Genomic DNA, 16,397 nt, shown 5'->3' with positions numbered 1-16,397 from the left:
AATTATGTTAGATGAACAATTAAGTCAACGTTTTTTGGCAGTTGCAGGACCGGCGATTGAATTAGCCAAACAGAAAAAGACCAAAGCAGCTTTATTAACCTTAGAAAAAGTGGACATCGATCAAGCGCTTGAACCAGATCTCTATCATCTTGTCGAAATTCAAAAAGCGGCACTCTTGGAGCTATTGGAAAAAGAGAAACCGGCAAAGATGTTGCGTAATTTTGATACGGTTTTGATGTTGTATCGTGCTGTGCCGATGGACAATAAAACAGTGTATCGTTCTGCGCAAATGCAATTAGCTAATCTGTTGATTAATTTGAAACGCGTTGATGAGCTTGAACAACTTTATCAAGATTTCGTAGCACAACAAAAATTAGATGGCGAAGATAAATTGTTTTTAAGTTCTGTGTTGATTAGCCTCAATAAACTCGATGAGGCGCTAAAGATGTTGGATTCAATAACACATCGTGAGGGCGCTACTATTTTTGCTACGGCAAAAACTAATGCGGCACTTATCCTCAAAAACTTAAAACGCTACCAAGAATGTATTCGCACTTGTACGCTGGTTTCCGCTGACGATGATATGCATATGTATGCCAAAGCCCAGCTGATTTGGGCGGAGGCGTTATATCGTCTAGGGCGTAGAGAGGAAGCGTTTGAGGTGTATAAACGATTAAGACCGTTCCATCAGCCTTTTTATTCAGAAGCCAGATGGCAGCTGTTTATTAAATTCCCTGTACGTGCGATTCGGGAGAATATTTTGGCGTTTTTTGGTAAGGCATGATGACATTTTGCTAGAAAAACGATGTGTTTTTCTTATGTTAGTGCTGTTAGGCTGAAGCGCTCTCACACAATAACTTCTTCGGAATAATAAAAGAAAAACAGCTTCCTTCGCCTTCTTTGCTTTCAATCTCCAGTTGGGCGTGATGCTGTTCAAGGGCATGTTTAACGATTGCTAAACCTAAACCATGACCGCCAGTTTGGTTACTGCGGGATTCATCCACACGGTAAAAACGCTCAGTTAAATGATATAAATGGTGTGCAGCAATACCTATTCCATTATCGGTCACACTGAATTTAGCACCCTCTGCACAAGGTTGCCAACTGACGTTGATTTGACAATTCTCACCAGAATGTTTTATCGCATTATAAATGAGATTGGAAACCGCACTTTGTAGCTGATTTTCATCACCGAATACATAAATATCTGGTGCGATATCAAAATGGATTTGATGATGATAGTGATTTAAAAAGTGTGTATTCTCTTTTAAGTTTAAGATCAAGTGCGACAGATTAACTGGTTCGTGTTCTTGATTAGACGAGCTTTCAATTTTCGCCAACACATTGAGTTGTTGCAGTAAATTTGCCATCCGCTGACTTTGTGCTTGCATGGCGTGAATGGCTTTTTGTGCCAGTGCACTGTGATCTTTTTCTGCTTCTAGCAACTCTAAGTAACCTTGTAATACTGTTAACGGCGTGCGTAGTTCGTGGTTGATATTCGATAAAAAGGTTTGGCGAGAATGTAATAAACGGATCATTTGAGTGACATCGCGTGCAATAATCACACGTGATTCGTTGTCATAATGATTAATGTTGATCTCAATGTAGCGGTTTTCATTGGTGAGTAACACCAAAGGGCGTTTTCTCATGGATTGATAAAAGTAGTGCTTAAATTCGTTATAGAAAATGACATTGAAGAGATTTTTACTGTTTATTTTCTTATTCCAATAAAACATGAACATTTCTTGCGAGGCGTTATTGCACCAAGAGATATTACCTTCATTGTCACAAATGATAATGGCATCGGGGAGGTATTGAATATTTTTATTTAATTTCGAAAGTAAACGTAACGTTTTAATTCTTTCTTTTCGATTTTTACTTTTATAGTAGGCAGTGGTTTGAGAAATATTATCCAGCAGATGCGTTTTTTTCAGTGTGTCAGTCGCATCTGGATGGAGCATTTTCAACAACTTAAATTCATTGTAATGATGAAAAATCAGAAAGCAGAGGAGCACTGCAATAAACCAGAATGTAAAGGATTGAGTAAAATAGGAAAAAAGACTGGCAATCAGTAGGCTTATCGCTAATTCAATAAAAAAATACTTAATTGAAAAGGTTCTTTTCATTTCATCTCGTCCTGAAAATGAGGCGAAAAACGATAGCCCGCCCCACGTACCGTTTGGATATAGCGATCAAAACCATATTGCTCAAGGCTTTTGCGTAAGCGACGAATATAGCTATCCACCGTTCTATCTTCCACATAAATATCATTTCCCCAAATACAATCTAATAGCTGTTCGCGTGTATAGACTTTTTCAGGGTGAGTCATGAGAAATTTAAGCAGTTTAAATTCAGTCGAGCTAAGGTTAATCACATTTTTTTGATAGCTCACCCGCAAGGCATTTTGATCTAAAATTAGTCCGTCAATTTCAATGCTATTCTGGCTTTGTTCATAAACACGTCGGAGCATGGCTTCAATTCTGGCAAGTAAGATTTTAGGTGAGAAAGGTTTAGTGATGTAATCATCCGCGCCTGTATTTAAGCCGGTAATACAATCCTCTTCTTCACTACGAGCAGTCAGCATGATGACAGGGATGTTTTCGGTGTCTTCGTGTTTTTTCAAAAACTGAATAAATTGGATACCAGAACGACCGGGCAACATCCAGTCTAATAAAATGAGTTGTGGCTTTTCTACTAATTTTTTGACCGCACTTTGATAATCAGCAGCTTCAATAATGTCATAACCTTGTTGAGTTAAAAATAAGCTGATCATTTCTCGAATCGCACTTTCATCTTCAACCACCAGTATTTTGGTCATTTGTACCTCACTTTATACACCGTATAGGAGTAGCGAACTTTCTCCTCATCAGAGCGTGAGGAGAAGTCCATAATTCGTTTGATTTTAATCAAAATGATACGGGATGCAATTTGATTTTGTTTATTTTTATCCCATGCGTCCTTTGATATAGTCTTCTGTGCGTTGCAGACGTGGTTTGTCAAAGATTTTGGCGGTTTCATCAAACTCAATCAATTCACCTAAATACATAAACGCGGTGTAATCAGAACAACGCGCGGCTTGTTGCATATTATGAGTAACCATCACCACGGTATAATCGTGCTTGAGTTCTGAGATCAATTCTTCGATTTTGGCTGTTGAAATAGGATCGAGTGCGGAACAAGGTTCATCTAACAGTAACACTTCTGGTTTAATCGCAATGCCACGCGCAATGCATAAGCGTTGTTGTTGACCGCCCGATAAGCTGTCGCCACTTTGATTTAATTTGTCTTTCACCTCATTCCATAACGCCGCTTTGCTTAATGCCCATTCCACGCGATCATTCAGATCAGCTTTGCTTAATTTCTCGAATAAACGGATCCCAAATGCCACATTGTCATAAATAGACATCGGGAAAGGGGTAGGTTTTTGGAATACCATACCGACTTTGGCGCGAATCAGTGAAATATCCATCGGTGACGTTAATAAATTTTCACCATCTAATTTAATCTCGCCTGTAGCGTATTGATTTGGATACAGCTCAAAAATTCGGTTAAAGGAACGAAGCAAGGTCGATTTACCACAGCCAGAAGGACCAATAAATGCCGTCACTTTGTGTTTCGCAATACGCATATTGATATTTTTTAACGCATGAAAATCACCATAGTGAAAATTGAGGTTGTTCACTTCTAATTTTGTATCTTCAAGTTGGATAATTTGAGTATTCATTCAGATTTCTCCCATTTTTATTTGGATTTCTGTGGAAAGAAAATACGTGCAAAAATATTAAGTAGTAAAACAAATAAGGTAATTAAGGTTGCACCAGCCCAAGCAAGCTCGTTCCAATCTTGGAATGGACTTGCCGCGAATTGATAGATTACGATCGGGATATTTGCCATTGGTCCATTCATATCAAAGGAAGTGAACTGATTGGATAGCGCGGTAAAGAGCAACGGCGCCGTTTCCCCTGAAATACGGGCAATTGACAGTAATACTCCGGTTAAAATCCCTGCACGCGCAGAGCGATAACAAATCATCGTAATCACGCGCCATTGTGGGCAGCCTAAGGAGGCGGCGGCTTCCCGTAAATTGTTTGGTACGAGATTGAGCATATTATCGGTTGTCCGTACCACGACAGGAATAATGATGATGGCTAAAACAAAGGCACCTGCCCAGCCAGAATAATGTTTCACTTGTGACACATAAATGGCGTAGATAAACAAACCAATCACGATAGATGGCGCGGAAAGTAATACATCATTCAAAAACCGCGTCACTTTGGTTAATTGGCTATAACGTCCGTATTCTGCGAGGTAAGTGCCGGCGAGAATACCAATCGGGGTACCAATTAACGTACTGACAGTAATCATCAGAGTTGAACCAATAATGGCATTCAGTAAGCCGCCTTTTTCACCCGGTCCCGGTGTTTTTTCTAAGAAAAGTTCCAAGGATAACGCGGGAATACCTTTTGTAATTAAGGTAAACAAAATCCAACATAGCCAAAATAAGCCAAAGAAAACCGCTAAAAATGAAAGGGTGAGCATCAGCTTATTTTTAAGTTTACGACAGTGAAAATGGGTGTTACTCATTTATTTCCGTCCTTCTTTTTTCTCAATACGCATAATTAATAAACGTGAAATGGATAGTACGACAGTGGTGATGAAGAAGAGAATTAAGCCTAATTCCATTAAAGCGGATTTTTGCAATCCACTGGCTTCGTTAAACTCATTCGCGATGGCAGAGGCGATCGAAGTGGATGGGGAGAATAAGGATTCCGGTAAATGGAAGGCATTGCCAATCACAAACGTGACCGCCATGGTTTCGCCCAGTGCACGACCTAAACCGAGCATAATGCCGCCAACAACGCCAGTTTTAGTATAAGGTAACACCACTTTCCACATCACTTCCCACGTGGTTGAGCCCAGTCCATAAGCGGACTCTTTCAAAATGGCGGGAACGATAGTGAATACATCGCGCATCACGGCAGCGATGAAGGGAATAATCATAATGGCTAGCACCAGTCCGGCGGTGAATAAACCAATACCAAAAGGCGCACCAGAAAATAAATAACTGAGTACAGGGAGATCGCCAAACCATTCGATTAAAGACGGTTGGATGTGTTCTTGGAAAAGTGGTACAAAAATGAAAAGTCCCCACATGCCGTAAATAATAGACGGAATTGCGGCGAGCATTTCAATGGCAGTACCCACAGGACGTCGTAACCACTCTGGTGCTAATTCAGTTAAGAAAATCGCAATACCAAAAGAAATAGGCACGGCGATAATGAGAGCTAAGAAAGAGGTAATTAAGGTACCTACAATAGGAATAATGGCACCGTAGCTTTCTTGAACAGGATTCCAATCATTGTGCCATAAAAAAGAAAAACCAAATGTTGAGATCGAATCCCAACTGCCAAAGACCAAAGAGGTCATCACTGCAGCAAGCAGTAAAAACACAAATATGGCGAAAAAACGTGTAGTTTGCCTAAAAAGAAGTTCAATAATATGATGATTTAAGCGGTTTGTTTCCGCTTGGGTTTTGCGTCGTAGCATGGTCACCCTCTTGTCATTATTGTATAGAGAGGGCAGCGGTGTTTCTGCCCTCTGCGTTTATTTATTGCCAAAGTGTTTTGCCATCACTGGACTTCACATCGGTTTTCCATTGCGCTTGAATTTTCTGAATGACTTCCTCAGGCAGAGGCACATAATCAAGCTCCGTTGCTGCGACTTTGCCTTGCTTGAATGCCCAATCAAAGAACTCAAAGACAGCTTTGGTGATTTCTGGCTTTTCTGCATGCTTATGTAACAAGATGAAACTTGCTGCGGTGACTGGCCAAGATGTATCGCCTTCTTCATTGGTTAAAATAACGCCCATACCGACCGCACTTTCCCATTGTGCATTGGCAGCAGCTGCCATAAAACTTTCTGCTGAAGGCTGTACAAATTGCCCGGCTTTATTTTGTAATGACGCCCAAGCGAGCTGGTTTTGTTTCGCGTACGCATATTCCACATAACCAATCGAATATTTGATTTTGCTGACATAAGCAGCCACGCCTTCGTTACCTTTGCCGCCTTGTCCCGTAGGCCATTTGACTGATTTACCTTGACCGACTGTTTCTTTCCATTCAGTCGATACTTTAGAAAGATAATTAGTCCAACCGAATGTGGTGCCTGAACCGTCAGAACGATGTACCACGATAATGGCTTTATCGGGTAAATTAGCCCCTTGGTTTAATTTGGCGATAGCGGGATCATTCCACTTTTTAATTTTGCCTAAGAAAATATCGGCGAGAACTTCACCAGAAAGTTTAAGTTGTCCGGCGGTGATTTCTGGTAAATTCACGACAGGCACTGTGCCACCGATAATGGCTGGAAATTGTAATAATTGATGTTGTGCTAAAAGTTCTGCTTTCATCGGATCATCTGAGGCACCAAAATCAATGGTTTTGGCGATAATTTGTTGCTGACCGCCCCCTGAGCCAATTGATTGATAGTTGACTTTGTTACCTGTTTGTTTTTCATACATGGATGCCCATTTGGCATAGATTGGATAAGGAAAAGAAGCGCCCGCGCCAGTAATGGTTTGTGCCTGCGTCGTCAAAGCAAATGTACTGAATAGAATAGCCAAAAGCATTGCACGTTTTGTCATAGATGTTACTCCTTTGAGTGTCTTGTCAATCACTACCATGTGGTAGTGAAAGTGATTGTAATGAACAAATATGACAGTTTGATGACAGGCGAATGACAGTTTGCAGTGCAAAAAGTGCGGTTGTTTTTGTACAGATTTTTTGAAAAAGGCAAGGCGGGTAGATTGTTTTATAGCCAATATTGATTCAATTCATTTTTTCTACCAAATTCGCCTTGAAACTTGTGTATAATGCCCCATATTGAAAAAACATCGAAGCAATAGAAGAAGTTTATGGGAAAGAAAAAACGTTCAGCGAGTTCTTCTCGCTGGCTAAATGAGCATTTTAAAGATCCGTTTGTCCAGAAAGCACATAAACAAAAATTGCGTTCACGTGCCTATTTTAAGTTAGATGAGATCCAACAAACTGACCGTTTATTCAAGCCCGGTATGACCGTGGTCGATTTAGGTGCAGCGCCGGGCGGCTGGTCACAATATGTCGTTAGCCAAATAGGTGGTGCGGGACGCATTATCGCCTGTGATATTTTGGAAATGGATCCGATTGTAGGCGTCGATTTTTTACAAGGCGACTTTCGAGATGAAAAGGTGTTAGCAGCGTTATTAGCGCGTGTTGGTGAAGGTAAAGTGGATGTGGTGATGTCAGATATGGCGCCTAATTTTAGTGGTATGCCGTCGGTAGATATTCCACGTGCGATGTATTTAGTTGAGCTGGCACTGGATATGTGTAAACAAGTGCTTGCGACAAAAGGCAGTTTTGTCGTAAAAGTTTTTCAGGGTGAAGGTTTTGATGAATACTTGAGAGAAATTCGTTCTCTCTTTAGTGTTGTAAAAGTGCGGAAACCTGAGGCTTCTCGAGGTCGTTCTCGTGAGGTGTATATTGTTGCAACCGGTTATAAAGGATAGGCTTACTTACGTTGAGTAAGTTTATTCGTTAATGACTATTGATGGGATAATTTCCAATTTCATTACAGATATAGTAATCTTTAGCAACAAATTATTAACGTTAAACAAAAAGAGGTCAAACCTTGAACGATATGGTAAAAAATTTAGTCCTTTGGATTGTGGTAGCTGTGGTAATGATGACCGCATACCAAGGCTTTAATTCAAGTTCGTCAGGAAATACCACTGACTATACAACCTTCATTACAGATTTAGGTAACGATCAAATTCGTCAAGCCCGTTTTGATTACAATGAAATTTTTGTTACCAAAACCGATGGCAGCAAATATACGACAGTCATGCCGTTAAATGACGATAAATTACTCAATGATTTGCTCAATAAGAAAGTTAAGGTAGAAGGAACCTTACCAGAAAAACGGGGTTTATTCTCACAAATCTTAATTTCTTGGTTCCCAATGCTTTTACTCATCGGGGTTTGGTTCTTCTTTATGCGTCAGATGCAAGGCGGTGGCAGTAAAGCCATGAGCTTTGGTAAAAGCCGTGCTCGAATGATGACGCAAGAGCAAATTAAAACCACTTTTGCTGATGTTGCGGGTTGTGATGAAGCCAAAGAAGAAGTGGGCGAAATTGTTGATTTCTTACGTGATCCAGGTAAGTTCCAAAAACTTGGCGGTAAAATCCCTAAAGGGATTTTAATGGTAGGACCACCGGGCACGGGTAAAACCTTATTAGCTAAAGCGATCGCAGGTGAAGCTAAAGTACCTTTCTTTACTATTTCAGGTTCAGATTTCGTTGAAATGTTCGTGGGTGTCGGTGCGTCGCGTGTCCGTGATATGTTTGAACAAGCGAAGAAAAATGCACCTTGTTTGATTTTCATTGATGAGATTGATGCCGTTGGTCGTCAACGTGGTGCAGGTTTAGGTGGTGGACACGATGAACGTGAACAAACGTTAAACCAAATGTTGGTGGAAATGGATGGCTTTGAGGGGAATGAAGGCGTTATCGTGATTGCGGCGACGAACCGTCCAGATGTCCTTGACCCAGCATTAACCCGTCCAGGACGTTTCGACCGTCAAGTAGTAGTAGGTTTACCTGATGTGCGTGGTCGTGAACAAATCTTAAAAGTACATATGCGTCGTGTTCCGATAGCACCAGACGTCGATGCGATGACACTTGCGCGTGGTACACCAGGTTATTCTGGTGCGGATTTGGCAAACTTAGTCAACGAAGCCGCGTTATTTGCAGCACGTACGAATAAACGTTTGGTCACTATGCTTGAGTTTGAAAAAGCGAAAGATAAAATCAATATGGGACCGGAGCGCCGTACTATGATTATGACGGAGAAGCAGAAAGAATCGACTGCTTATCATGAAGCGGGACACGCCATTGTCGGTTATATCGTGCCAGAACATGATCCCGTACATAAAGTCACGATTATTCCTCGTGGTCGTGCATTGGGAGTGACCTTCTTCTTACCTGAAGGCGATCAAGTCAGTATCAGTCAAAAACAATTAGAAAGTAAACTTTCCACATTGTATGCAGGACGTCTGGCGGAAGATTTGATTTATGGTGAAGAGAATATTTCAACCGGAGCCTCAAACGATATTAAAGTGGCAACTAATATTGCCCGTAACATGGTAACCCAATGGGGATTCTCAGAAAAATTAGGTCCAATTCTTTATTCAGAAGATGATGGTGAAGTATTCTTAGGACGTTCAATGGCAAAAGCAAAACATATGTCAGATGAAACCGCACATCTTATCGATGAGGAAGTCCGTGCCATTGTGACACGTAACTATGAACGTGCAAGACAGATTCTGATTGATAATATGGATATTTTACATGCCATGAAAGATGCGTTAGTGAAATATGAAACCATTGAAGAAGAACAGATTGAGCAGCTGATGAAACGTCAACCTGTTACACCGCCATCGGGCTGGGACGAAAACGAACCGACTACGCAAACTAAAGCGGGGACAAAAGCTTCTCCAGAAGCGAAAAGTGCGGTAGAAACGGAACAAGATTCCGATCATCAATCGCCTTCGGATAAATAAGCCTCTCAAAACCCTTTAATCGAATGTTAAAGGGTTTTTTATTTCCCTCTTGACGCGTTTTGACAATAAGTTATTTTTTCTATGGCAATCTTTCGCTATAATTAGCCATACCTTTCATCGTGGTAATCATCAATGAAATTATACGCAAACAATAAAGTATTAGACTTATCTATGCCCCAAATCATGGGGATTTTAAATTTCACGCCGGATTCCTTTTCAGACAGTGGTCAATTCTTTGCATTAGACAAAGCCCTTTTTCATGTAGAGAGCATGTTAAATTCAGGGGCGACGATCATCGATATTGGTGGTGAGTCAACGCGCCCTATGGCAGAAGAAGTAACGCTTGAACAAGAGTTAGCTCGTGTTATTCCTGTGGTTGAAGCGGTGCGCCAGAACTTTGATTGCTGGATTTCTGTGGACACGTCGAAAGCCGAAGTGATGAAAGAAGCCGCCCAAGTAGGAATGGATCTGATCAATGATATTCGTGCACTACGTGAGCCAAATGCATTACTCACTGCAGCGGAACTGGATTTACCAGTATGTATTATGCATATGCAAGGAGAACCCCGTACTATGCAGCAGAATCCGTATTATGAGGATGTCGTAGCTGAAGTTTTCGCCTTTTTACAAACGCGTTCTGCAGAATGTATAAGCGCGGGCATTCGGCAAGAAAATATTATTTGGGATATGGGTTTTGGCTTTGGTAAAAACGTTGTACATAACTATAAATTATTGCAAAACTTAGCGCACTTTTGTGCTGCAGGCTTTCCGGTATTAGCGGGCTTATCCCGAAAATCTATGATTGGGAATGTGTTAGATAAAGCGGTAAAAGACCGTGTTGTTGGGAGTGTTGCTGGTGCGTTAATTGCAGTGATGCATGGTGCAGCAATTGTACGTGTGCATGATGTCGAACACACAGCGGATGCGCTCAAAATTTGGCAAGCAACAATGAATGCTTAAATAAAGAAGGATGATAAATATGGCAGAACGTAAGTATTTTGGTACAGATGGTGTTCGTGGCAAAGTGGGAACATTCCCGATTACCCCTGATTTTGCTTTAAAATTGGGTTGGGCTGCTGGAAAAGTCTTGGCGACGCAAGGGTCAAGAACCGTATTAATTGGTAAAGATACACGTATTTCGGGGTATATGTTGGAATCGGCACTTGAAGCGGGTTTAGCGGCGGCAGGGCTTTCAGCAGCGTTCACCGGACCGATGCCAACGCCGGCTATTGCTTATTTAACACGCACATTTCGTGCAGAAGCGGGGATCGTCATCTCGGCATCGCACAACCCTTATTATGATAATGGCATTAAGTTTTTTTCTGCCCAAGGGACAAAATTACCAGATGATGTAGAAGAAGCGATTGAAGCTATGCTGGATGAACCGATGGATTGTGTCGAATCTGCGGAGCTTGGTCGAGCAAGTCGGATTAATGATGCGGTAGGACGTTATATTGAGTTTTGTAAAGGAACGTTTCCCGCTCACCTGAGTTTAGAAAACTATAAAATTGTTGTAGATTGTGCCCATGGTGCAACCTATCACATTGCACCGAATGTAATGCGTGAGCTGGGCGCAGAAGTGATAGAAATCGGTGCTAAGCCAAATGGGCTGAATATCAATGAGAAATGTGGTGCCACCGATATCAAAGCACTGCAAGAGAAAGTGCTTGAAGTGAAAGCCGATGTGGGACTTGCCTATGATGGTGATGGAGACCGTTTAATTATGGTTGACCATTTAGGCAATAAAGTCGATGGTGATCAAGTTTTATTTATTATTGCGCGTGAAGCTTTACGTGCAGGTCATTTAAAAGGTGGTGTGGTGGGCACCTTAATGAGCAATATGAGTCTTGAACTTGCGTTAAAACAGTTAGGCATTCCGTTTGTTCGTGCCAATGTGGGTGACCGTTATGTGTTGGAAAAAATGCAAGAAAAAGGCTGGTTATTGGGTGGGGAAAACTCCGGGCATATTATTATTTTAGATAAAAACACCACTGGAGATGGCATTATTGCTTCCTTAGCCGTATTAAGTGCGATGGTACAGCATAACTTATCTTTAAATGAGTTAGCCAGTGCGGTGCCACTGTTCCCACAAGTGTTAATTAATGTGCGTTTTGCCGGGGGAGATAATCCACTCGAAAGCGCTGCGGTAAAAGCAGTTGCAGCAGAGGTTGAAAAACGTTTGGCAGGTAAAGGGCGTATTTTATTACGTAAGTCGGGGACGGAACCTTTAATTCGAGTCATGGTAGAATGTGAAGATGGTGCATTAGCTCAACAATGTGCAGAACAGATTGCGGATGTTGTGCGAGCTAACTAATGTTTTTTTGAGTAAGCTGAGTCGATAAGGCTCAGTTTATTTTTTTAATATTGAGAGTCAATTATGGATATTTTTGTTATGCGCCATGGCGAAGCCGAAGTGATGGCGAAATCAGACAGAGAACGTCACTTAAATCGTCGTGGTATTCAGCAAGCAATTTCACAAGGTGAGTGGTTAAAATCGACGATGACGGTAGATAAAGTGCTAGTTAGTTCTTATGCACGCGCTCAACAAACATTCGAACAGATTAACGGTGTCTATGCTAATCAATTAGCCGAGAAGGTAGAAACTTGGGATGGGATAACCCCTTACGGTAATTCACATACGGTAGTAGGGTATTTGGATGTTTTGGCGAAACAAGGTATCCAGTCTGTTTTGATTGTTTCACATCTGCCTTTAGTAGGAGAAATTGTGGTAACACTTTGTGGACGGAATTCCGTTAGCTTTTATCCTTCGACGATTGCGCATGTCCAATGGGATGGAAAAATAGGCAATATCGTGCAAGCAAAATATCCAGAGTAAATAAACATGGAAGTAATTTGTGTTAAATTTCATCAAAATGAAAAGTTCAATCATTTACATTAATTCACAAACGCCATCTGATGTAAAAGTATTTTTAGCTTATATTCAATAAGTTAGAATCATACTGTGGCGTTTTTTATGATCCCAAAACACATGATGTTTAGTAAATAATGTAAATAATCATTTCTTTTTCATGGAATTTAATACACACTATATTGAACAAAGTATGATACTTTGTAGGTATTGAGTTTAAAAACCTCGTAAAAGTTAGGAGAAATGATGAAAAAATCAGTATTAGCCGCATTAGTATTAGGGGCGAGTTTAAGCGTCACAGGTTGCTTTGATAAAGAGAGCAAAGCTGGTCAAGAAGTGGAAAAAGCGAAAGCGAGTGTTGTTGAAACCAAAGAAGCTGTTGTTAATGCAGCAAATGAAGTGAAAAACTCTGCTGTTGAAGCAGCGAAAGAAGCAAAAGAAACGGTTGCCACGAAAGTAGAAGAAGTGAAAGAAACAACAGCAGCTAAAGTGGAAGAAGTGAAAGCCGCTACTGCCGCTAAAGTAGAAGAAATGAAAGAAACTACCGCGGCTAAAGTGGAAGAAATGAAAGAAGCCAGCGCAGCGAAAATGGAAGAAGTTAAAGCTGCTACGGCGACAAAGATGGAAGAAATGAAAGCGGCAGTTGCTGACGCGAAAAACGATGTTGCAGAAAAAGCAGCGGAAGTAAAAGACGCTGCAGCAGCCAAAGCGGAAGAAGCCAAAGCCGCCGTTGCAGAGAAAAGTGCTGAAATGAAAGACGCTGCAGCAGCCAAAGTGGAAGACGCGAAAGTTGCTAGCTCAGAAGCCAAAGAAATGGTAACAGAAAAAGCGACAGAGATGAAAGATGCGATGAAAGCAGAAGTGAATAAAGCAGCGGATGCAATGAGTGAAAAAACAGAAGAAGTAAAAGAAGTGATTGTGCCTAAAGCACAATAATGCACGGATAGAAATAGCGGAGATATTCTCCGCTATTTTTTATCGTTTAAGTTTCTTTTTCTAACAAGAAGTGAAAACGCAATTTGTCTTTGTCGGCAAAGATACGTACGGCTTCATGTTGGTATTCATGAGGTAAGTTGTCTTTATATAAAAAGCGACTACTCACAGCAATGAATTCCGCATCAAGATATTGGGTATAAATTGAACCCACATTGTTATTCACGCCAGCCATGGCACGTCCTAATAGCTTGCCATAAATATGTACATTACCGTCGGCAGCCACTTCTGCACCGGGTTCTACATTACCATGAATAATCAGATCGCTGTTTTTGGCATAAATCACTTGCTTGCTTGCAACATGTTGATGAATGATTTTGACGGGTAAACAGCGTGGTTCTGGCAAAATCTCGGTAAATTCACCGCTCTTACCCAACAAGGCTAAGCCTGATGTCATGATTAATTCTTTTTGCAGATGATTTGTCCAATCTGAAACTCCAATAATATGAATATTAAATTCTTCACAGAGACTTTTTAGTGCTTGTAGATTGACTTTTTCAAGTTCAGGCGTGAATTGGAGAATGACAGCAATATGTTGAAAAATTGAAGGGGAGGATTTGATTTTTTTGCTTAAGGCACGTTTAATCACGCTGAGGCTAGAGCTATGAAGAGTAAGAAAAATTGATGAAAATTGCCCTGTACGAAACGCTACAATATCCTGTGCCATAACTCTATCCAAATAAACAAATTACTTGTTCCAATCATAAAGAATTGTGCTAGGATCGGCAAATCTTTTTTGTTCGAATTGGAAGTTAAAGCAATGTTATGTGCGATTTATAAAAGTACAAGAAAAATGGGGACATATCTTTATGTGGCAAAACGTGATCAATTTGATGCGGTTCCTGAGGTATTAAGAAATGCTTTTGGTCCCCCTATTTTTGTGATGATGTTTAATCTCGCTGGCGAGAAAGCATTAGTTAATGCGGAGAAAGCCGAAGTCCGTAAACAAATTGAAACACAAGGTTTTTATTTACAAATGCCAAAAGAGGATGACTGGCTATTTAAGTTGTAGCTTTACTTGGTGTAAAGCGTGCTTTGACAGGCATTCTTTCTAAAATACGTGCTCTATTGGCGGCTAAGGCATGCTCAGTAGGGATGTAGTCTAACCAGAGGTTATCGTCCTCCGGCAACTTGTCGGGCCAAATATATTGCACATTAAACCCCCGAGCTCGGCATTCTTGATGCAATAAGTCATAACGTTTTTTGAGAAACTGGAGCTTATTAAAGAAAAAGCGTACATGCCCTGTACCTAATTTATAATCTTCTGGCTGACCGAGGAGGCTAAATTTCCCTTTTGCCACAGTATTGGGAATACGTGTCAGTTCTCTGTGTTCTGCTAACAGATGTTGATCACAAAGTTCAGCAGGGGCGATGAGATTAATCCGTGTCATGAAAATCCAAGACTGTATTGTGAAAATGGCATCAATGATGCCATTTCTCTGTGGGTGGTTTATTTCAGTGTTTCGATAAATTTTGCCACACTCTGCATATCTTCTTCAGATAAGCGAGATTTCGCGGCATTTCCGGCACCGATAATTTGTCCTTCTTTACGCGCTTTGAGGGCATTGACAATTTCATTTGCCGGTAAATCTTTTAATGGACGTGATTGGTTTAAAGCGGATTTTTCCGCTTGGTTACCATGACAGAAGGAACAGGGTTTAAAAAGTTGTTGACCGCGTTCAACGCTGACATTTGCTTGTGCGATTGGAACAAGTGCCAGCAAAATCCATAAAGCAGAGTCGTATTTTTTCATTCGTTAACCTTTAAAAAATAAGTGTAAATCCTGAGCAGGAATTAAGCCCTCGAATTTATAAAGGATTTTGCCCTCGGGGTCAATAACGAAAGAGGTGGGGGTGCCCACTAATTGGTAGCGTTCAGCGGTGATCTTTAATTGATCTTTCACCACCAAAAGGGAAATTTCTCTTTTTTTTACAAGCGCTTGTGTATCTGCTTTGTCTCCATCAACGTTAATCGCAATAATATGTAAATTATTTTGTGGGTAAGACTGGAGAAGTTGTTCAAAGGTTTTTAATTCTGCAATACATACGCCACAGGTTTCTGACCAGAAATTGAGGAGAATGGTTTTTCCTTTCCCTTCATTTAAAGAACGTTGTGTGCCCGCTAAATCAAAAACGGCAATTTCGGGGGCTTGCTTACCAATGACCGCGATGTCTTCTTTACATCCAATACAACTTAGAACGATTGTGCAAAGAAACAATGGCTTAAAAAGTGCGGTTAACAATACGCTTGTTTTCATTTGAGGCTTCTCGTAGGAATTTACCATGCTGTAAGAAAATAGTGCGGTCGGCCAGTTTACTTAGCTCAGGATTATGGGTGACCATCACGACTGTACGTCCTTGTTGATTTAATGCGACGAGTAAATCGAGCACCAGTTGCTCATTTTTTTCATCTAGGTTTCCTGTCGGCTCATCGGCAAAAATCACCGGCGGCTGATTAACTAAGGCGCGCGCAATACACACACGTTGTTGTTCTCCGCCAGACAGTTGGCTTGGTCTGTGGTCAAAACGATGCGCCAGACCGACTTGTTGTAACACCGCCTTGGCTGCATCTTCATCAATTACACTGTGATAATGTTGTGCTAACATGACATTTTCCAAGGCAGTTAAATAAGGGATTAAGTGGAATTGCTGAAAGACCAGACCGATCTTCTCCGCCCGGAACCGCTGTCTGCCGATTTCATCAAGTTGTGCGGCATCGACACCGTCTAGGATCACTTTTCCTTCACTGGCAGTGTCTAAACCAGTGAGAATATTCATTAACGTTGTTTTACCTGAACCTGAGGCGCCCATGATTGCTACAAATTCGCCTTCTTTAATTTGAATGTTGATGTCTTCAAGTGCGGTCACTTGACCGAATCTTTTGTATAAATGTTGTGTTTCAATCACATAATTTGGCATTTTTTCATTTCCTTTTTTTAAAT

The 16,397-nt window shown here is 41.0% G+C and carries 19 protein-coding genes; 8 read left to right on the top strand and 11 right to left on the bottom strand.

Annotated features, from left to right (window positions below):
• Nucleotides 1-4 precede the first annotated feature (4 nt).
• On the top strand, nucleotides 5-784 hold the full coding sequence (locus KPF51_RS05450) for a tetratricopeptide repeat protein (RefSeq protein WP_005726151.1): 780 nt from the start codon (nucleotides 5-7) through the stop codon (nucleotides 782-784).
• Nucleotides 785-830: 46 nt separating this feature from the next.
• Here KPF51_RS05450 and phoR read toward each other — a convergent pair whose 3' ends face one another.
• The 6 genes from phoR to pstS all read right to left on the bottom strand — a co-directional run bounded on the left by phoR (nucleotide 831) and on the right by pstS (nucleotide 6,643).
• Nucleotides 831-2,126, bottom strand: coding sequence for a phosphate regulon sensor histidine kinase PhoR (phoR, locus tag KPF51_RS05445; protein ID WP_005726152.1), 1,296 nt, complete (start codon nucleotides 2,124-2,126; stop codon nucleotides 831-833).
• Nucleotides 2,123-2,818: a phosphate regulon transcriptional regulator PhoB gene (gene phoB / locus KPF51_RS05440; RefSeq protein ID WP_005726153.1), complete on the bottom strand. Its 696-nt coding sequence runs from the start codon at nucleotides 2,816-2,818 to the stop codon at nucleotides 2,123-2,125. Before phoB ends, phoR begins: the two co-directional genes overlap by 4 nt.
• 126 nt (nucleotides 2,819-2,944) lie before the next feature.
• Nucleotides 2,945-3,724: a phosphate ABC transporter ATP-binding protein PstB gene (pstB, locus tag KPF51_RS05435; protein WP_005726154.1), complete on the bottom strand. Its 780-nt coding sequence runs from the start codon at nucleotides 3,722-3,724 to the stop codon at nucleotides 2,945-2,947.
• Between the two features lie 17 nt (nucleotides 3,725-3,741).
• Nucleotides 3,742-4,584, bottom strand: coding sequence for a phosphate ABC transporter permease PstA (gene pstA / locus KPF51_RS05430; RefSeq protein WP_005726155.1), 843 nt, complete (start codon nucleotides 4,582-4,584; stop codon nucleotides 3,742-3,744).
• Nucleotides 4,585-5,547, bottom strand: a complete 963-nt coding sequence (gene pstC, locus KPF51_RS05425) for a phosphate ABC transporter permease subunit PstC (protein ID WP_005726156.1) — start codon at nucleotides 5,545-5,547, stop codon at nucleotides 4,585-4,587.
• A 61-nt stretch (nucleotides 5,548-5,608) separates the two neighbouring features.
• Entirely contained in the window at nucleotides 5,609-6,643 is a 1,035-nt protein-coding gene (gene pstS, locus KPF51_RS05420) for a phosphate ABC transporter substrate-binding protein PstS (protein ID WP_005726158.1), read from the bottom strand.
• A gap of 270 nt (nucleotides 6,644-6,913) precedes the next feature.
• Between pstS and rlmE the strand changes: the two genes are divergently transcribed.
• From rlmE to KPF51_RS05390, 6 genes are all read left to right on the top strand, one after another.
• Nucleotides 6,914-7,543 carry a 23S rRNA (uridine(2552)-2'-O)-methyltransferase RlmE gene (rlmE, locus tag KPF51_RS05415; RefSeq protein WP_005721753.1) on the top strand — a complete coding sequence of 210 codons (630 nt, stop codon included), beginning with the start codon at nucleotides 6,914-6,916 and terminating at the stop codon, nucleotides 7,541-7,543.
• A 131-nt stretch (nucleotides 7,544-7,674) separates the two neighbouring features.
• On the top strand, nucleotides 7,675-9,594 hold the full coding sequence (gene ftsH / locus KPF51_RS05410) for an ATP-dependent zinc metalloprotease FtsH (RefSeq protein WP_061405969.1): 1,920 nt from the start codon (nucleotides 7,675-7,677) through the stop codon (nucleotides 9,592-9,594).
• A gap of 132 nt (nucleotides 9,595-9,726) precedes the next feature.
• The gene (gene folP, locus KPF51_RS05405) at nucleotides 9,727-10,554 is read left to right on the top strand and encodes a dihydropteroate synthase (RefSeq protein WP_005726159.1); all 828 of its coding nucleotides are present in this window, start codon (nucleotides 9,727-9,729) and stop codon (nucleotides 10,552-10,554) included.
• A gap of 19 nt (nucleotides 10,555-10,573) precedes the next feature.
• A complete protein-coding gene (gene glmM, locus KPF51_RS05400; RefSeq protein ID WP_005726160.1) occupies nucleotides 10,574-11,908 on the top strand; it encodes a phosphoglucosamine mutase in 1,335 nt (444 codons plus the stop codon).
• A 63-nt stretch (nucleotides 11,909-11,971) separates the two neighbouring features.
• Nucleotides 11,972-12,430: a phosphohistidine phosphatase SixA gene (sixA, locus tag KPF51_RS05395; protein WP_005726161.1), complete on the top strand. Its 459-nt coding sequence runs from the start codon at nucleotides 11,972-11,974 to the stop codon at nucleotides 12,428-12,430.
• Between the two features lie 279 nt (nucleotides 12,431-12,709).
• Nucleotides 12,710-13,399, top strand: coding sequence for a hypothetical protein (locus KPF51_RS05390; RefSeq protein ID WP_005726162.1), 690 nt, complete (start codon nucleotides 12,710-12,712; stop codon nucleotides 13,397-13,399).
• Nucleotides 13,400-13,445: 46 nt separating this feature from the next.
• On the opposite strand, the gene minC is transcribed toward KPF51_RS05390, so the two are convergent.
• Entirely contained in the window at nucleotides 13,446-14,123 is a 678-nt protein-coding gene (gene minC / locus KPF51_RS05385; RefSeq protein WP_005726163.1) for a septum site-determining protein MinC, read from the bottom strand.
• 93 nt (nucleotides 14,124-14,216) lie between these two features.
• On the opposite strand from minC, the gene KPF51_RS05380 reads away from it, so the two are divergent.
• Nucleotides 14,217-14,468 (top strand): YcgL domain-containing protein, encoded by a 252-nt coding sequence (locus KPF51_RS05380; RefSeq protein ID WP_005751337.1) that lies wholly within the window; start codon nucleotides 14,217-14,219, stop codon nucleotides 14,466-14,468.
• On the opposite strand, the gene KPF51_RS05375 is transcribed toward KPF51_RS05380, so the two are convergent.
• Genes KPF51_RS05375 through KPF51_RS05360 form a run of 4 tightly spaced genes read right to left on the bottom strand, consistent with a single transcriptional unit; the run spans nucleotide 14,458 to nucleotide 16,374 of the window.
• A complete protein-coding gene (locus KPF51_RS05375; RefSeq protein WP_061405971.1) occupies nucleotides 14,458-14,847 on the bottom strand; it encodes a pyrimidine dimer DNA glycosylase/endonuclease V in 390 nt (129 codons plus the stop codon). The genes KPF51_RS05380 and KPF51_RS05375 overlap by 11 nt on opposite strands.
• Nucleotides 14,848-14,906: 59 nt before the next feature.
• Complete coding sequence (locus tag KPF51_RS05370; RefSeq protein ID WP_005753809.1) at nucleotides 14,907-15,209, bottom strand: cytochrome c; 303 nt, start codon at nucleotides 15,207-15,209, stop codon at nucleotides 14,907-14,909.
• Between the two features lie 3 nt (nucleotides 15,210-15,212).
• Complete coding sequence (locus tag KPF51_RS05365; protein WP_061405972.1) at nucleotides 15,213-15,713, bottom strand: TlpA disulfide reductase family protein; 501 nt, start codon at nucleotides 15,711-15,713, stop codon at nucleotides 15,213-15,215.
• On the bottom strand, nucleotides 15,679-16,374 hold the full coding sequence (locus KPF51_RS05360) for an ABC transporter ATP-binding protein (RefSeq protein WP_005751340.1): 696 nt from the start codon (nucleotides 16,372-16,374) through the stop codon (nucleotides 15,679-15,681). The genes KPF51_RS05365 and KPF51_RS05360 overlap by 35 nt, the downstream gene beginning before the upstream one ends.
• Nucleotides 16,375-16,397 lie beyond the last annotated feature (23 nt).

This window comes from Pasteurella sp. XG20, from assembly GCF_018968665.1.
GTDB classification, from domain to species: Bacteria; Pseudomonadota; Gammaproteobacteria; order Enterobacterales; family Pasteurellaceae; genus Pasteurella; species Pasteurella multocida.
Note: the sequence above shows the minus strand (reverse complement) of the source record. Positions and strands in the feature narration are given on the sequence as shown.

What these genes read in the sequence shown, in the direction of transcription:
- KPF51_RS05450 (WP_005726151.1), top strand. Translation starts at nt 5, where the DNA reads ATGTTAGATGAACAATTAAGTCAACGTTTTTTGGCAGTTGCAGGACCG.
- phoR (WP_005726152.1), bottom strand. Translation starts at nt 2,126, where the DNA reads ATGAAAAGAACCTTTTCAATTAAGTATTTTTTTATTGAATTAGCGATA.
- phoB (WP_005726153.1), bottom strand. Translation starts at nt 2,818, where the DNA reads ATGACCAAAATACTGGTGGTTGAAGATGAAAGTGCGATTCGAGAAATG.
- pstB (WP_005726154.1), bottom strand. Translation starts at nt 3,724, where the DNA reads ATGAATACTCAAATTATCCAACTTGAAGATACAAAATTAGAAGTGAAC.
- pstA (WP_005726155.1), bottom strand. Translation starts at nt 4,584, where the DNA reads ATGAGTAACACCCATTTTCACTGTCGTAAACTTAAAAATAAGCTGATG.
- pstC (WP_005726156.1), bottom strand. Translation starts at nt 5,547, where the DNA reads ATGCTACGACGCAAAACCCAAGCGGAAACAAACCGCTTAAATCATCAT.
- pstS (WP_005726158.1), bottom strand. Translation starts at nt 6,643, where the DNA reads ATGACAAAACGTGCAATGCTTTTGGCTATTCTATTCAGTACATTTGCT.
- rlmE (WP_005721753.1), top strand. Translation starts at nt 6,914, where the DNA reads ATGGGAAAGAAAAAACGTTCAGCGAGTTCTTCTCGCTGGCTAAATGAG.
- ftsH (WP_061405969.1), top strand. Translation starts at nt 7,675, where the DNA reads ATGGTAAAAAATTTAGTCCTTTGGATTGTGGTAGCTGTGGTAATGATG.
- folP (WP_005726159.1), top strand. Translation starts at nt 9,727, where the DNA reads ATGAAATTATACGCAAACAATAAAGTATTAGACTTATCTATGCCCCAA.
- glmM (WP_005726160.1), top strand. Translation starts at nt 10,574, where the DNA reads ATGGCAGAACGTAAGTATTTTGGTACAGATGGTGTTCGTGGCAAAGTG.
- sixA (WP_005726161.1), top strand. Translation starts at nt 11,972, where the DNA reads ATGGATATTTTTGTTATGCGCCATGGCGAAGCCGAAGTGATGGCGAAA.
- KPF51_RS05390 (WP_005726162.1), top strand. Translation starts at nt 12,710, where the DNA reads ATGAAAAAATCAGTATTAGCCGCATTAGTATTAGGGGCGAGTTTAAGC.
- minC (WP_005726163.1), bottom strand. Translation starts at nt 14,123, where the DNA reads ATGGCACAGGATATTGTAGCGTTTCGTACAGGGCAATTTTCATCAATT.
- KPF51_RS05380 (WP_005751337.1), top strand. Translation starts at nt 14,217, where the DNA reads ATGTTATGTGCGATTTATAAAAGTACAAGAAAAATGGGGACATATCTT.
- KPF51_RS05375 (WP_061405971.1), bottom strand. Translation starts at nt 14,847, where the DNA reads ATGACACGGATTAATCTCATCGCCCCTGCTGAACTTTGTGATCAACAT.
- KPF51_RS05370 (WP_005753809.1), bottom strand. Translation starts at nt 15,209, where the DNA reads ATGAAAAAATACGACTCTGCTTTATGGATTTTGCTGGCACTTGTTCCA.
- KPF51_RS05365 (WP_061405972.1), bottom strand. Translation starts at nt 15,713, where the DNA reads ATGAAAACAAGCGTATTGTTAACCGCACTTTTTAAGCCATTGTTTCTT.
- KPF51_RS05360 (WP_005751340.1), bottom strand. Translation starts at nt 16,374, where the DNA reads ATGCCAAATTATGTGATTGAAACACAACATTTATACAAAAGATTCGGT.